Raw genomic sequence first — 14,002 nt, 5'->3', positions numbered from 1 at the left:
AACCTCCATCTCGTCAGGCCGCCACCTTCTCGGTGTCGCCTCGAGAGGAGGTGGACTGCTTCCGGACCGGCACGAGCAGGGCGGCCGCCAGACCGGCCAGCGCGAACAGGGCGGCCCCGGTGAGCGCCAGGCCGTAGCCGGAGGCGAGCGCCTCGGCGGGCGGCGCGCCGGCCGCCGTCCGGGTGTCGGTCCGGGAGGCGGCGAGGGCGGCGAGGGTGACCAGGCCGACGGCGCTGCCGAGCTGGCGGGTGGTGTTCAGCAGCCCGGAGGCCAGCCCGGTCTGGTGCGGGGCGAGTCCGGCGGTGGCGGCGTTGGTGGTGGCGTTGAGGACGGCGCCCATGCCGAGGCCCAGCAGGGCGCTGGGGCCGAGGACGTCGGTGAGGTAGGCCGAGCCGGCGTCCACCCGGGAGAGCAGCAGCAGACCGGTCGCGGCGAGGGCGAGGCCGCCCAGCAGGATCGGCCGCGGGCCGGTGCGCGGCACGAAGGGGGCGATGCCCCAGCCGCCCATGGCCATGCCGAGCGACAGCGGCAGGTAGCTGAGCCCGGTGCTGAGCGGGCTGTGGCCGAGGACCTGCTGGAGGACCAGCGTGAAGAAGTAGAAGGTGCTGAAGAGGGCGGCGATCCCGAAGAAGGCGACCAGGTTGGCGGCGGCCACCGACCGGTTGCGGAAGATCGCCAGGGGGACCAGGGGGTGGCGGGCGAACCGGGCCTGGATCAGCAGGAAGGCGGCGAGCAGCAGCACGCCCGCCGTGAGCGGGACGAGCACCCGGGCCGAGCCCCAGCCGTACGCGTGCGACTGGGAGACCGCGTACACGGCGGACATCAGGCCGAGGGTGACGGTCACCGCGCCCGGCAGGTCCAGGCGCGCGGAGGACTCCGCGCGGCGCGGGCGCGTCTCGGGGACGGCCGTCCACACGCCGGCGAGCAGCAGCAGCCCGATCGGCACGTTGACCAGGAAGATCCAGCGCCAGGAGAACCACTCCACGACCACCCCGCCGACCAGCACGCCGATCGCCCCGGCGGCGCCGGAGACGGCGCTCCACCAGCCGAACGCCCGTGCCCGGGCGGCCGGTTCGGTGAAGGTGGTGCCGAGCACGGTCAGCGTGGCGGGCGCCATGACGGCGGCCCCGAGCCCCTGGAAGGCGCGGGCGAGCACCAGGGTGAGCGGCGCGTCGGCCGCTCCCCCGACCAGGCTGGCGAAGGTGAACAGGCCGACCCCGCACAGGAACACGCGACGCTGGCCGAACAGGTCCGCCAGCCGCCCGCCCAGCAGCAGGAACCCGCACACCACCACCGTGTAGGCGTTGTTGACGAACTGGAGGTTGTGCCGGGTGAAGCCCAGCTCGTCGGCGATGACGGGCAGCGCCACGTTCACCACCGACGCGTCCAGCACGTTCATGAACTGACCCAGGCAGCAGGCCGCGAGCACGAGGCCGAGGCGTGGTCCGCGGGTGCCCCCGCGGGGGCGTGCGGTCGCCCGGTCCGTCGAATCGGTGACAGTCATGCCGGGCACGCTCCGCCGCGGCGATGGACCACCGGTGGTGACCGGCTGGAGCGGCCCGGACGGTCCAGAAGCCCTCCACCGCCGCTGAAGGGGGCGTCGCCACAGTTCGGATCCGTACCTGCGCACGGATGGCCGGATTCGTACGAACGACAGCCCAGGAGACCACGCCATGGCCAAGATCACCTACAAGCATCCGAACGGAACGGTCACCGTCGTCGACGTCGAGGCTCCCAACACGGTCATGCGGGGAGCCAAGCTGAACAACGTCGACGGCATCGAGGCGCAGTGCGGCGGGTCCGCGCAGTGCGGCACCTGCCACGTCTACGTCGACAGCGCGAACACCCTGCCGCTGCCCGCGATGGACGAGGTCGAGGACGACGTCCTGTACGGCACGGCCTGCGAGCGCACCGAGTTCAGCCGCCTGAGCTGCCAGCTGCCGGTGACCGAGGAGCTGGACGGGCTGCTGGTCCACCTGCCCGAGGCGCAGAGCTGATGGCGCCGCACGCGGTGGTGGTGGCGGGCGCCGGCCAGGCCGGCCTGGAGACGGCGGCCGCCCTGCGGGCCCGCGGGTACACCGGGCGCGTCACCCTCGTCGGCGACGAGCCGCCCGGCCCCTGCCACCGGCCCCCGCTGTCCAAGGGCTACCTGACCGGCGCCGTGCCGGCCGAGGACGTGCCGCTGCGGCCGGCCTCGTTCTACGCCGAGCAGGACGTCGAGCTGCTGACCGGCACGACGGTGGTCTCCGTGGACCGGGAGCGGCACACGGTCCTGCTGGAGTCGGGCCTGCGCCTGCCGTACGGCGCGCTGGTCCTGGCGACCGGCTGCCGTCCGCGCCCGCTGCCGGTGCCCGGCGCCTCCCTGCACGGGGTGCGCACGCTGCGCGGCCTGGCCGACGCGGAGGTGCTGCGGCGCGCGCTGCAGGGCCCGCCGCTGCGCCTGGTGGTGGTCGGCGCCGGGTTCGTCGGCCTGGAGGTGGCGGCCACCGCGCGCGGCCTCGGTCACGAGGTGACCGTGGTGGAGACCCAGCCCCGGGCGCTGACCCGCGCGCTGACGCCGGCCGTGTCCGAGCGGATCGTCGCCGAGCACCGCGCGCAGGGCGTGCGGGTCCTCACCGGCCGCCAGGTCGCCGTGCTGCACGGCGACGACCGGGAGCGGGTCCGCGCCGTGGAGCTGGCGGACGGCGAGCGGATCGGCGCCGACCTCGTGGTGGTCGGCATCGGGGTGCTGCCCAACACGGAACCGGCGCGCGCCGCGGGCCTGGCGGTCGACGACGGCGTCCTGGTCGACGCCGGTCTGCGCACCGCCGACCCGGACGTCTGGGCGGTCGGCGACTGCGCCTCCTTCCCCGAGCCGCGCACCGGCCGCCGGATGCGGCTGGAGTCCGTGCAGAACGCCACCGACCAGGCCCGCTGCGTGGCCGCCGCGATCTGCGGCGAGCCGCACCCGTACACGGCCGTGCCCCGCTTCTGGACCGAGCAGTACGCGCTGCGGGTGCAGATGGCCGGGCTGACCTCCGGTCACGACGAGACCGTCACCGTCGGCGACGTGGCGGGCGGCCGGTTCTCCGTCCTGTGCTTCCGCGAGGGCCGGCTGATCGGTGTCGAGTCCGTCAACCGTCCCGCCGACCACGGGATCACCGCGCGGCTGCTGGCCGCCGGCACGGCGCTGTCGCCGGCCGCGGCGCGCGAGCCCGGCTTCGACCTGAAGAAGCTTCCCCGCGCCCCCCACTCCCCCACGGCCTCCCCGGCCCCCACCGTCCCCACAGCCCCCACCTCCCCCACAGCCCCCACCTCCCCCACAGCGTCACCGTCCGGTTCGAGATCCGAGGAAAGGCTGTCCGTCCATGCCTGAGACCTATCCCGCCGCCGCGCCGACGCGGCGCCCGCGTCCGGCCACGCTGAGGCTGCTCGGCGTGCTGTTCGCCGTGCTGACCGTCCTGACCGGGGTCGGCACCGCGTCGGCCGCGCCGGCCCCCGTCCACCAGCTGGTCCGCAACAAGCCGCTGGCGGGCGTGTGGGACCTCACGGTGACCGTCCACCTGCCCGACGGCACCACCTCGGTGACGACGCCGCGGTTCACCTTCGCGCCGGACCACAAGCTCTCCGCCCAGGGCCCGCCGGACGACGCCGGCTCCCCGCTGTACGCCGCCACCGGCTACTGGCAGGACAGGGGTGACGGCACGGTCGCCTTCTACATCACCCACGGCGGGGCCGACGGGGGCGCCATACCGGGCACCGTCCAGGCGGTGCACCTGGGCAAGATCTCGGGCGCGCGGTTCAGCACCCAGGCGCACGCGTTCGTCTTCGTCGAGGCCGGCGTCCCGCCGCAGGGCCCCATCGAGGTCGACTCCACCGCCACCTGGGTCTCCCCGCCCCCGGCCTCCTGACCCGCCCCCGGCCCCACCCCGTGCCCGGCTCCGCGAGGAGCCGGGCACAGCCACGTCCCCCTTCGAGATCCGAACAGGGTGGGCAATGACCAGTCACCGACGGTCCCGCAAGGGCCGCTACCTCGCATGGGCCACGGCGGGCGCCGTCGTGGTCGCTGGCACCGTGGTCGCCGCGCAGACCTCCATGGCGGCGACCACCTGGCCCGCCCAGAAGACCTTCACGGGTCGTGCCTTCGACGCCTGCACCGCGCCGTCCCTGGCCGCGATGAAGGCCTGGAAGTCCGACGGTTTCCACGGCGGCGTCGCCGTCCACGTGGGCGGCAGGAACCGTGGCTGCACCCAGGCGAATCCGACCCCGTCCTGGGTGAAGTCGGTCGGCGCGGCCGACTGGAGGATCATCCCGATTCACGAACAAGGCGTGCAACGACGCCGTGCTCACGTACGTGCGCTCCTTCACCAGGACGCTGCGCTCCAAGACCTACCGTGCCGGCTACTACGGCTTCAGCAGCTCCAGCGCCAAGGCCGTCGCCACCGCGACGAACAGGACGGACCTGCCGGGCAACCTCTGGTACGCGCTGTGGGACAGGCAGTACACCACCACCGCCGACTGGCCCTGGGACCCGTCGCTGTACACCGGCCACAGCCGCGGTCACCAGTACATGGCGAACAGCAGGGAAACGCGCAACGGGTACACGATCAACGTCGACCGCAACGCCTGGGACGGACCGGTCGCCGTCGTCGGATGACGGCGAAGGCCCCGGTCCCTCGGCAACCGAGGGACCGGGGCCGCGGCCACCCGTACCCGAACGCCCCGCGGGGCCGGCGGGTCAACTCCCGCGCACCACCGGCAGGGACGTCAGGGTGTGGTTGATCTCCCCTTCGTGCCAGGGCAGTTCGCTCTCCGGCACCGCGAGCCGCAGGTCCGGGAACCTCCGCACCAGTCCCTCGATGGCGACCTCCATCTCCATCCGCCCCAGGTGCTTGCCCAGGCAGTAGTGCATCCCGTGCCCGAAGGAGATGTGCGGGTTGCGCTCACGGCCCAGGTCCAGCCGGTCGGGGTCGTCGAAGACCTCGGGGTCGCGGTTGGCCGAGGCGAGGGACAGCAGCACCGCGTCGCCCTTCGGGATCGTCACGCCGCCCACCTCGACGTCCTCCGCGGCGATCCGCGGGAACCCGGACGTGTCCGTGGCGAACAGGTTGACGTGGCGCAGGAGTTCCTCGACCGCGCGCGGGATGCGGGAGGTGTCCTCGACCAGCAGGTCCCACTGGTCCCGGTGGTCCGCCAGCAGCGCCAGCACCGAGTTGGCGAGCTGGTTCGCCGTCGTGTCGAAGCCGGCGCCGATGAGCGTGAACCCGAAGGTGACCAGCTCCGCCTCGCTGAGCCGGTCGCCCTCGTCGCGCGCGGCGATCAGCTCGGACAGCATGTCGTCGGTCGGCTGCGCCCGCTTGTCGGCGACCAGCCCGACGATGTACTCGCTCAGCTTGCCCAGCGCGTGCAGCGACTCCTCGCCGCCCGCCCGGTCGTCGACCGTGGCGAACGCCCGCGCCCACTGCTCGAAGTCCCGCAGGTCCTTCGCCGGCACGCCCAGCAGCTCGCCGATCACGGTCAGCGGCAGCGGCACCGCGAGCTGCTGCACGAGGTCCACCACCCCGCCGCCGTCCCCGGCGGCCGTCTTGGCCTCCATGTCGTCCAGGAGCTCGTCGGTGACCCGCTGGACGTTCTCCCGCATCCGCTCGACCCGCCGCATGGTGAACGCTCCGGCCACCAGCTTCCGCAGCCGGGAGTGCTCGGGCGCGTCCAGCGAGATGATCATCTCGGGGGTGGTGTGCATGGTGCCGCCCACCCGGGGCGCGCCCTCGCCGCAGGCCTGGGCCCGGCTGAGCCGGGGGTCGGCGGACAGCCGGCGCACGTCCTCGTACCGGGTGACCAGCCAGGCGTCGACGCCGCCGGCGGTCGGCACCTTCACGACCGGCTGCTCGGCGCGCAGGCTGCCGTACGCCGGGGCGGGGCCCCGGTAGCTGGAACCGCTGAACGGGAAGACGCCGGCCACCGGGCAGCCGCCGCCCTGGGGCGCCGTCTCCTGGGGGGTCGTCTCCTGGGTGACAGTCACGATGGATCCTCCGCTGGGATGCGTGTACGGGTACGGGAAGAAAACGGTGGCGGCGGGGGCCGAACGGCCGAAGGGGCGCCCGCGGTGGGACGCCCCCTGAGCCCGCCGTTCCTCACCCCTCGGGGCCGAGCAGGACCGCCGAGTAGTTCTTGCGCGCCGCCGTGTCGTACTGCAGGGCGACGTGGCTGGTCGCGGACGTGATGTCGCGCCAGTGGCGCTGCAGCGGGTGCTTCTCGCCGAGCCCGCCGGTGCCGGCGGCGCCGACCAGCAGCGTGACGGCCTCGCGCAGGATCTCGGCGGCGAAGGTGGCGTTGCGCTCGTTGCGCGCCATGTGCTCGGGGGTGAACAGCCGCTGGTCGAGGACCTGGGCGTTCTGCTCCACCAGGTGGCGGGCGGCGTCGACGCGGCCGGAGGCGCGGACCACGGTCAGCTCGGCCGTCTGGGTGCGGCGGCGTCCGGTGACCGAGTCGGCGACGGCGGCCAGCGCCCCGGTCGCGGCGCCGGCGACGGGCGCGATGAAGGTGAGCCCGCCGACCGCCTGGAAGGGCACGTTGTGCGAGGGCACCTCGGAGAAGCCGTTGCGGCCGGTGAGCATGTCCGTGCGGTCGAACGTCAGGTGGTCCGGCACGAACGCGTTCTCGACGACCACGGTGTGGCTGCCGGTGGCGCGCATCCCGATGCTGTCCCAGGTCTCCAGCACGCTGTACGCCCCGCGCGGCAGGGTGAAGAAGCGCAGCTGCGGCGGTCCTTCGCCACCGCCGCCGGGGACGGCGGCGCAGACCATCACCCAGTCGGCGAAGTCCACGGCGCTGACGTACGCCCAGCGGCCGGTGAGGCGCCAGCCGCCGTTCTCCGGGACGGCCCGGCCGGCCGGCATCAGCCCGGTGGCGACGACGGTGTCCGGACCGGCGCCCCACAGCTCCTGGTGCCCCGCCTCGGGCAGGTGGGCGGCGAAGCGGGCCGAGTAGGCGGCCAGCGAGGCGCACCAGGCGGAGGCGGCGCAGCCCTCGCCGACGGTCATGACGGCCCGGGTGAGCTCGGCGAAGGTGCCCTCGGTGCCGCCGAAGCGGGCGGACACGAAGTGCCGGGCGAACCCGGCCTCGCGGATGCCGTGGGTGACCTCGCGGTACAGGCCGCGCGCGGTGTCGGCGTCCGCAGCGTGGGCGGCGGCCAGGTCCCGCAGCCGGACCGCGGCGTCGGCGAGTCGGGCCGGCGGGGCGGCGGGGGGCGCGGTCGTCGTGGCCGGCGCGGGGGCGGCGACGCCGGTGTCGACGCTCACGCGGCCGGTCCGTTCGTGACGGCCCGCTCGAAGCGTTCCAGCGTCTCGCCCGGGCTGGGGCCGTCGAGGGCCTTGAACACCCGCTCGGCGCCCGGGCCGTGGTTGTCCAGCTTGACGTGGGCGAGGGAGACGCGGGTGTGCCCCTCGTCCACCGCCTCGAAGTCGACCTCGATCTCGCTGGCGCCCTCGTCGGTGGGGATGGACTGCCAGTTGGGGTCGATGCGCCAGGTCATGACGAGCCGCCGGCCGGGCTCCCACTCCAGGATGCGGCCCCAGGCGATCTCGGTGCCCTCGACGTCCCACTCGTAGTAGCGGCCGCCCACGCCCGGCTCGAAGGCGAGGCCGGCCCGCTCCTTGCGGACCAGGACGTGGCTCGGCGGCCACCAGTCGGCCGGCCGCTCGGTGAAGATCCGGAAGCTCTCGTCGGGCGTCGCCGCGACGGTCACCGACTTCCTGACATCAGGCAGCGTCTGCGTCTGCTCGGGCACGGGGCCTCCTCGCTCAGGCCGGCCGGGTGTCCGCCCGGCCACGGCATCGATTACGCCCAAACTGGCGGCCCCGGCTAGGCCGCCTGTCGAGCCCCGCTCGAACGTCCGTCCTCCAGGGGTGCTCCACCGCGGGCCGAGAACCCCGCAAGGCGGCGGGCCCACCGTCGAGCCGAAGTGGACCGGCCCAACGAGCCGCACGAGCGAGCCACACGAGCGATGGGGAGAACGCGATGACAGACGGGCAACGACGGGTCGCCTTCGTCACCGGCGCGACCAGCGGGATCGGCCTCGCCGTGACCGAGCTGCTGGCCGAACAGGGGGTCGCGGTGTTCGGCGTGGCCCGCGACGCCGAGAACGTGCGCACCCTGGTCAAGGAGCAGCGCGAGCTGGGCCGCGAGGTGTCGGGGACGGTGTGCGACGTGACGTCCCCGGAGCAGATCCGGGAGGCGGTGGGCGCCGCGGTCGCCGAGTACGGGCGCATCGACATCCTCGTCAACAACGCGGGGCGCGGCGGCGGCGGCGTGACGGCGGAGCTGCCCGACACGCTGTGGGACGACGTGATCGAGACCAACCTCAACGGCACCTTCCGGGTGACCCGCGAGGTGCTCGCCACGGGGCTGATGCGCGAGGGCTCGTGGGGCCGGATCATCAACATCGCCTCCACCGGCGGCAAGCAGGGCGTCGAGCTCGCCGCGCCCTACTCCGCGTCCAAGCACGGCGTCATCGGTTTCACCAAGGCCGTCGGCAAGGAGCTGGCGCCCACCGGCATCACCGTGAACGCCGTCTGCCCCGGTTACGTGGAGACGCCGATGGCCCAGCGGGTCCGGCAGGGCTACGCGGGCCACTACGGGGTGAGCGAGCAGGAGATCCAGGAGCGCTTCAACGCGAAGATCCCGCTGGGCCGTTACTCGACGCCCGAGGAGGTCGCCGGACTCGTCGGCTACCTCGCGTCGGACACGGCCGGCTCCATCACCGCGCAGGCGCTGAACGTGTGCGGCGGGCTCGGCAACTACTGACCGCCGCACCGGACGGACGACCGGACGAGCTGAAACGGAGTACCGACATGACCCCCGCTGTGACCGCCGGCGCCACGCTGGCCGAACCGGACGTGGCCGCCTTCCGAGCCGCCATGGGCCGGTTCCCGACCGGCGTCACCCTGCTCACCCAGGGCAGTGGCGACGAGACGATCGTGATGACCCTCAACAGCCTGACCTCCGTCTCCCTCGACCCGATGCTGATCCTGGTGTCGGTCAAGGCGGACGGCCGGATGCGCCCGCGCGTCTCGCGCTCGGGCAGCTTCGCGGTGAACGTGCTCACCCACGCGCAGCGCGACCTGGCGCAGGAGTTCTGCCGGCCCGACCGGCCGGAGGGGCGTGCCGCGATGCGCCGGCTGTCCGCCGTGGAGGGGGTCACCGGCAACGCCGTGCTGCCCGCCTCCGAGGCGTACGTCGAGTGCGTGCTGCACGCCGAGCACGAGGCGGGCGACCACACGCTGCTGATCGGCAGGGTGGTCGCGCTGTCCGGCGGCGCGTCCTCGCCGGACCCGCTGCTGTTCCACCAGGGCCGGTTCGGGTCGCTGCCCGCCGCCGAGGCGCCGAGGGCCGCCGCGTGACGGCGCCGGCCCCGGTCGCCCCTCCTGCCGCGGGGGCGGCCGCCGTCGCCGCCGCGGCCTCCAAGGCGGCCCCGGGCAGCCTGACGCGGGTCGCCGACGACGTGTACGCGTATCTCCAGCCGGAGGGCGGCTGGTGCCTGAACAACGCGGGACTCGTCGTCGGCGGTGGCCGCTCGGTCCTCGTCGACACGGTGGCGACCGAGGAGCGGGCGCGGCACCTGCGCGAGGAGGTGGAGCGCGTGGTGCCGGGGGGACCGGACTACGTCGTCAACACCCACTTCCACGGCGACCACACCTTCGGCAACGGCCAGTTCGTCCCGCGCGCCGTCGTCGTCGCGCACGAGGGGACGCGCTCCGACATCTGCGAGGCGGGCCTGGGCCTGCGGCACCTGTGGCCCGGCGTGGAGTGGGGCGACACGCCCCTGACCCCGCCGGACCTCACCTTCCGCGACCGGCTCACCCTGCACGGCGACGGCGGCCCGAGCACCGAGCTCATCGACGTGGGCCCGGCCCACACCCCGAACGACGTCGTCGCCTGGGTCCCCGAACGCGGGGTGCTGTTCGCCGGCGACGTCGTCTGGTCGGGGGTGACCCCCTACCTCCTCATGGGCTCCGTCAGCGGTTCGCTCCGGGCGCTGGCCCGGATGCGCGCCCTCGGCCCCGAGGTGGTCGTCCCCGGCCACGGGCAGGTCGGCGGCCTGGAGCTGCTGGACCGGACGGAGGCGTACGTGCGGTGGCTGCGGGAGCTCGCCCGCGACGGGCTGCGCCGCCGGGTGAGCGCGCTGACCGCCGCCCGCGAGGCCGACCTCGGCGCGTTCGCCGGCCTCCTCGACTCCGAGCGCCTGGTGGGCAACCTGCACCGGGCGTACGCCGAGCTGGAGGGGCTGGCGCCGGGCGCCCGGATCGACGTCGCCGCGTCCTTCAAGGAGATGGTCGCCTTCCACGGAGGCCTGCCCTCCTGTCACGCCTGACCGCATCGAGCGGAGAGAAGATCTGCCGACCGAAAGGGAGTCGTCGATGGAGACGAATCTGCCGGACCGCGAGAAGACCGCCGCATCGCTGCCGCCGCTGGGCGGTCCGCGCGAAGCACCCCACTGGGTGGCCTGGCTGCTCGCCGGGGACCTCGACGACGACGGCTCGGAACCGCACATCTGCCGCGGCATCGACTGAACCCCGCGGCACATGGATGAGGGGCCCTCCGCCGGAGGGCCCCTCATCCATGTGCCGGCACCGGCGCCGGTGCCGGGCGCCGGTGTCAGGCTGCTGCGGCGCGGGTGTCCGGGCCGTCCTGCGTGATCACCCGGGAGCGGGTCAGCAGGACCCCGTCACGGCGGACCAGCACGTCGTCCACGGTGAAGGTGGGCTGGAAGGAGACCTTGCCCTCGCGGTCAGTCTGCGTGACCAGCGTGTAGTAGGAGACGCGCACGGTGTCCTCGTCGGCGGGGTCGGCCTCGATCAGGAGGTGGCCGAACCAGTGCCGGGTGGCGATGTCCTTGTAGCGGGGCAGGGCCGCCCGCATCCCGGCGAGCATCTCCGCCCGGCCGCTCTGCCGCCGGCCGCCCGCGTGCACGATCTCGCCGTCCTCGGTGAAGGTCGCGGCGAAGCCCTCGATGTCCAGGCTGTCGACCCGCCGCATCTGCGTGGCGTAGAAGGTCTGCACCTCGGCGTACAGGTCACCGGTGACCTGTGGACGGATCCCGACCGACTGAGACATGGTGAACTCCCCTCGCTGCGGCGCCCCTTGCGGCTGCCGGCCATCACCGCCCACCGTGCCGCAGACGGCTGCAGCCCCACTGGAGCACCGGTCGCGGTCCGGGCTCAGGCGCGGCCGGCGGAGCGCAGCGCTCCCAGCACCTCCGGCACGTCCTCGGCCCGCACCACGATCAGCACCTCGCGGTCCGCGTCCCGGCACTCCACGACGTGGGTCGGCGCGCTCCCCCGGCCCTCCGGCAGGGCCTCGTCGGGCCAGCTCTCCCGGACCCGCACGACCTCCAGCACGGGCACCGGGGCGCGCGCGACCCGGCCCGAGGGGTCGGGGGTGGCGGCGAGCAGCCCGGGGCCCACCACCAGACGGTCGAACCCCTCCTTGCTGTACGGCACGTCACCCCGCACGAAGCCCTGCACGACCCGCTCCGAGACCGGTGTGCGAGGGCTGACCGGCACCTCCCGGCGCTCCCTCGACGGCCGGGCCGACACCCACAGGGCGAAGGGCGCGGCCACCACCGCCGCGGCCGGCAGGAGCCATGCCCCGGCACGCAGCGCGTCCTCGGGGCCGCTCGCCGAGAGGGCGATCGGCAGGCCGCCGACGGCGGCCGCCACGGCCGCCACGAGCACGACGCCGGCCGGCGCCGCCTCCCGCACCGTGACCCGTCGCCCGAGCCACCGTTGCCGCCGTCGCAGCCATCCGGCCGTCCACAGCGCCGCGGCCGTGGCGGGCGTGAGCAGCAGCAGGAACACCAGGGGCGGCCGCCAGGCGAGCAGACGCGAACCGGTCACGGTGTCCCGGTCCGGGCCCCGGGCCACCTCGACGGCCGAGCCGCGCCAGGTGACGATCCCGGCCCGCTCGCCGACGGAGCCGCCGAGGCCGCCCCGCAGTCCGGCCAGGGTCACCGTGCGCTCTGATCCGTCGGCGAGGCGGAGCGTGAGCCGGTAGGCGCCCGTGCCGCCGCGGCGCACGCGTTCCGTCCCGGTCACCGTGGCCCAGGTCACCGTCCGGCAGTCGTCCGCGGAGCGCCCGGCGCGGCACACCGGCGCCGCTTCGTACGCCCGCAGGTCGCTCCACGGCCCGGGCAGCCAGATCAGCGCGATCACCAGCACCGTCAGGACACCCGCGGCGCCGGCCCCGGCCCATGCCTTCGCCGACATCCGCTGCGGTCGGTACGCCGGCATCCCGCCCTCGCCCCCTCCCCCACGACTCGGAGACGAAGACGCACCGGTGATCTTCCCCGGTTCCACGGGCACCGCGAAGGCGGGAACGACGAAAAGCTGCCGCCCCGCCGTGTGCACGGCGGGGCGGCAGCCTTGTGGAGGTGCGGGTCAGTGCATCGGCACGGCCGCGGCCTTCGTCTCGCCCTCCGTCGCGGCGGGCTTGTTGCGCGGCAGGAAGAGCGCGGGGACCAGGCAGGCAGCGATCAGCACCAGGGCGATCAGGAAGGTGCTGCCGAACGCCTCGGCCAGGTCCGTCCTGCCCTGCAGCAGCAGCTGCGGCGGCACCTGCTCGACGGGCACCTTGCCCTGCATGACGGCGCTGTACGCACCGGCCGCCTTGCTGTCGAGCACGTGGTCGGTGAAGATCACCGACATGACGGCGGTGCCGATCGATCCCGCGGTCTGCTGGACGATGTTCATCATCGTCGAGCCCCGCGCGATCTGGTGGTCGGTCAGCGTGCTCAGGGCCGCGGACATGATCGGCATCATCGTGACGCCCATGCCCATGCCCATCACGAACAGCGAGCCCAGCAGCACGACGTACGAGGTCTCCGCGCCGACCTGGGTGAACACCGCCATGGCCGCGCCGATCACCACGATGCCGCCCAGCACCAGCTTGCCCGGGCCCATCTTGTCGGTGAGGCGACCGCCGATCGGCATGGTCAGCATCGCGCCCAGACCCTGCGGCGCCAGCAGCAGACCCGTCTTGAGGGTGCCCTCGGCGCGGACCTGGAGGAAGTAGCTGGGGAACAGCAGCATCGCGCCCATGAACGCGACCGAGAACAGCGTCATGGTGACCACGGCGATGGTCACGTTGCGGTTCCTGAACAGGCTCAGGTCGATCAGCGCGTCCGCCTTGCGCAGCGCGTGCGCCACGAAGGCCACCACCAGCACCAGACCGATCACGCCCGGCACCAGCACCTTGGTCGCGGTGACGGTGCCCTCCTCCGGGATGGAGGAGACGCCGTACAGGAACAGGGCGAGACCCGGCGAGAGCAGCAGCATGCCGACGAAGTCGAAGGCCGCGGAGGGCTGCGGGTCGTCCTTGGGCAGCACGATCCAGGCGCTGACCAGGGCGATCGCACCGATCGGCACGTTGATCAGGAAGATCCACTGCCAGCTGGCCGCCTCGATCAGCCAGCCGCCGAGGATCGGGCCGCCGATCGGGCCGAGCAGCATGGGCACGCCCAGCACGGCCATGACGCGGCCGACGCGCTCCGGGCCGGCGGCCCGGGTCATGATCGTCATGCCCAGCGGCATCAGCATGCCGCCGCCGAGGCCCTGCAGCGCACGGAAGGCGATCAGCGGGCCGATGTCCCAGGCGAGGGTGCACAGCGCCGAACCGCCGACGAAGAGCACGATCGAGGCCAGGTACAGACGCCGGGTGCCGAACCGGTCCGCGGCCCAGCCGGTGATCGGGATGACCGCGGCCAGGGCCAGGGTGTAGGCCGTCATCGTCCAGGCGACGGTGGCGTAGGTGGCGTCGAACTCGTTCATCAGGGTGGGCAGCGCGACGCTGACCACGGTGACGTCGAGGATCGACATGATGGCGCCCAGGACGACCACGCCGGCGATCTTGAGAACGCCGCGGTCCAGCTTGTCCGCCGCCTGCGGACCGGCTTCGGACGCGGGGGGTGAGCCCGTGTCAGTGCTCATGGAAAGGGTTCCTTCTCTCAGTAGTCACGCGCCGGGGC

14 protein-coding genes and 1 pseudogene are annotated in these 14,002 nt (G+C 73.9%); 8 read left to right on the top strand and 7 right to left on the bottom strand.

From position 1 onward, the window contains the following. Nucleotides 1-13: 13 nt before the first annotated feature. Nucleotides 14-1,504: a DHA2 family efflux MFS transporter permease subunit gene (locus tag Sfr03f_RS02940; RefSeq protein ID WP_159105526.1), complete on the bottom strand. Its 1,491-nt coding sequence runs from the start codon at nt 1,502-1,504 to the stop codon at nt 14-16. A 169-nt stretch (nt 1,505-1,673) separates the two neighbouring features. Between Sfr03f_RS02940 and Sfr03f_RS02935 the strand changes: the two genes are divergently transcribed. From Sfr03f_RS02935 to Sfr03f_RS02920, 4 genes and pseudogenes are all read left to right on the top strand, one after another. Beyond that, nucleotides 1,674-1,997: a 2Fe-2S iron-sulfur cluster-binding protein gene (locus tag Sfr03f_RS02935; protein ID WP_108952108.1), complete on the top strand. Its 324-nt coding sequence runs from the start codon at nt 1,674-1,676 to the stop codon at nt 1,995-1,997. Next, nucleotides 1,997-3,355, top strand: coding sequence for an NAD(P)/FAD-dependent oxidoreductase (locus Sfr03f_RS02930; protein WP_108952107.1), 1,359 nt, complete (start codon nt 1,997-1,999; stop codon nt 3,353-3,355). Before Sfr03f_RS02935 ends, Sfr03f_RS02930 begins: the two co-directional genes overlap by 1 nt. Further along, nucleotides 3,348-3,890, top strand: a complete 543-nt coding sequence (locus Sfr03f_RS02925; protein WP_108952106.1) for a hypothetical protein — start codon at nt 3,348-3,350, stop codon at nt 3,888-3,890. The genes Sfr03f_RS02930 and Sfr03f_RS02925 overlap by 8 nt, the downstream gene beginning before the upstream one ends. An 85-nt stretch (nt 3,891-3,975) precedes the next feature. Further along, nucleotides 3,976-4,636, top strand: a pseudogene (locus Sfr03f_RS02920) (glycoside hydrolase domain-containing protein). Nucleotides 4,637-4,717: 81 nt separating this feature from the next. Here the strand turns inward: Sfr03f_RS02920 and Sfr03f_RS02915 are convergent. The 3 genes from Sfr03f_RS02915 to Sfr03f_RS02905 form a co-directional block, all read right to left on the bottom strand. Further along, complete coding sequence (locus tag Sfr03f_RS02915; protein ID WP_108952105.1) at nt 4,718-6,001, bottom strand: cytochrome P450; 1,284 nt, start codon at nt 5,999-6,001, stop codon at nt 4,718-4,720. 112 nt (nt 6,002-6,113) lie between these two features. After that, nucleotides 6,114-7,280 (bottom strand): acyl-CoA dehydrogenase family protein, encoded by a 1,167-nt coding sequence (locus tag Sfr03f_RS02910; RefSeq protein ID WP_108952104.1) that lies wholly within the window; start codon nt 7,278-7,280, stop codon nt 6,114-6,116. Continuing rightward, nucleotides 7,277-7,768 (bottom strand): SRPBCC family protein, encoded by a 492-nt coding sequence (locus tag Sfr03f_RS02905; protein WP_159105525.1) that lies wholly within the window; start codon nt 7,766-7,768, stop codon nt 7,277-7,279. Before Sfr03f_RS02905 ends, Sfr03f_RS02910 begins: the two co-directional genes overlap by 4 nt. A gap of 230 nt (nt 7,769-7,998) precedes the next feature. Between Sfr03f_RS02905 and Sfr03f_RS02900 the strand changes: the two genes are divergently transcribed. Genes Sfr03f_RS02900 through Sfr03f_RS30100 form a run of 4 tightly spaced genes read left to right on the top strand, consistent with a single transcriptional unit; the run spans nt 7,999 to nt 10,550 of the window. Next, nucleotides 7,999-8,784: an SDR family NAD(P)-dependent oxidoreductase gene (locus Sfr03f_RS02900; RefSeq protein WP_108952102.1), complete on the top strand. Its 786-nt coding sequence runs from the start codon at nt 7,999-8,001 to the stop codon at nt 8,782-8,784. 47 nt (nt 8,785-8,831) lie between these two features. Then, the gene (locus Sfr03f_RS02895; protein WP_108952101.1) at nt 8,832-9,380 is read left to right on the top strand and encodes a flavin reductase family protein; all 549 of its coding nucleotides are present in this window, start codon (nt 8,832-8,834) and stop codon (nt 9,378-9,380) included. Then, the gene (locus Sfr03f_RS02890) at nt 9,377-10,351 is read left to right on the top strand and encodes an MBL fold metallo-hydrolase (protein ID WP_108952100.1); all 975 of its coding nucleotides are present in this window, start codon (nt 9,377-9,379) and stop codon (nt 10,349-10,351) included. Before Sfr03f_RS02895 ends, Sfr03f_RS02890 begins: the two co-directional genes overlap by 4 nt. 46 nt (nt 10,352-10,397) lie before the next feature. Next, on the top strand, nt 10,398-10,550 hold the full coding sequence (locus Sfr03f_RS30100; RefSeq protein ID WP_159105524.1) for a hypothetical protein: 153 nt from the start codon (nt 10,398-10,400) through the stop codon (nt 10,548-10,550). 85 nt (nt 10,551-10,635) lie between these two features. Here Sfr03f_RS30100 and Sfr03f_RS02885 read toward each other — a convergent pair whose 3' ends face one another. The 3 genes from Sfr03f_RS02885 to Sfr03f_RS02875 form a co-directional block, all read right to left on the bottom strand. After that, the gene (locus tag Sfr03f_RS02885; RefSeq protein ID WP_108952099.1) at nt 10,636-11,094 is read right to left on the bottom strand and encodes a nuclear transport factor 2 family protein; all 459 of its coding nucleotides are present in this window, start codon (nt 11,092-11,094) and stop codon (nt 10,636-10,638) included. 104 nt (nt 11,095-11,198) lie between these two features. Beyond that, on the bottom strand, nt 11,199-12,269 hold the full coding sequence (locus tag Sfr03f_RS02880; RefSeq protein WP_108952098.1) for a hypothetical protein: 1,071 nt from the start codon (nt 12,267-12,269) through the stop codon (nt 11,199-11,201). 147 nt (nt 12,270-12,416) lie between these two features. After that, nucleotides 12,417-13,964: a DHA2 family efflux MFS transporter permease subunit gene (locus Sfr03f_RS02875; protein ID WP_108952097.1), complete on the bottom strand. Its 1,548-nt coding sequence runs from the start codon at nt 13,962-13,964 to the stop codon at nt 12,417-12,419. Nucleotides 13,965-14,002: the final 38 nt, after the last annotated feature.

This window comes from Streptomyces fragilis (assembly GCF_003112515.1).
GTDB lineage: Bacteria > Actinomycetota > Actinomycetes > Streptomycetales > Streptomycetaceae > Streptomyces > Streptomyces fragilis.
The sequence above is the reverse complement of the archived record's forward strand: the minus strand, read 5'-3'. Positions and strand labels throughout refer to the sequence as shown.

What these genes read in the sequence shown, in the direction of transcription:
- Sfr03f_RS02935 (WP_108952108.1), top strand. Translation starts at nt 1,674, where the DNA reads ATGGCCAAGATCACCTACAAGCATCCGAACGGAACGGTCACCGTCGTC.
- Sfr03f_RS02875 (WP_108952097.1), bottom strand. Translation starts at nt 13,964, where the DNA reads ATGAGCACTGACACGGGCTCACCCCCCGCGTCCGAAGCCGGTCCGCAG.
- Sfr03f_RS02885 (WP_108952099.1), bottom strand. Translation starts at nt 11,094, where the DNA reads ATGTCTCAGTCGGTCGGGATCCGTCCACAGGTCACCGGTGACCTGTAC.
- Sfr03f_RS02895 (WP_108952101.1), top strand. Translation starts at nt 8,832, where the DNA reads ATGACCCCCGCTGTGACCGCCGGCGCCACGCTGGCCGAACCGGACGTG.
- Sfr03f_RS02880 (WP_108952098.1), bottom strand. Translation starts at nt 12,269, where the DNA reads ATGCCGGCGTACCGACCGCAGCGGATGTCGGCGAAGGCATGGGCCGGG.
- Sfr03f_RS30100 (WP_159105524.1), top strand. Translation starts at nt 10,398, where the DNA reads ATGGAGACGAATCTGCCGGACCGCGAGAAGACCGCCGCATCGCTGCCG.
- Sfr03f_RS02930 (WP_108952107.1), top strand. Translation starts at nt 1,997, where the DNA reads ATGGCGCCGCACGCGGTGGTGGTGGCGGGCGCCGGCCAGGCCGGCCTG.
- Sfr03f_RS02900 (WP_108952102.1), top strand. Translation starts at nt 7,999, where the DNA reads ATGACAGACGGGCAACGACGGGTCGCCTTCGTCACCGGCGCGACCAGC.
- Sfr03f_RS02940 (WP_159105526.1), bottom strand. Translation starts at nt 1,504, where the DNA reads ATGACTGTCACCGATTCGACGGACCGGGCGACCGCACGCCCCCGCGGG.
- Sfr03f_RS02925 (WP_108952106.1), top strand. Translation starts at nt 3,348, where the DNA reads ATGCCTGAGACCTATCCCGCCGCCGCGCCGACGCGGCGCCCGCGTCCG.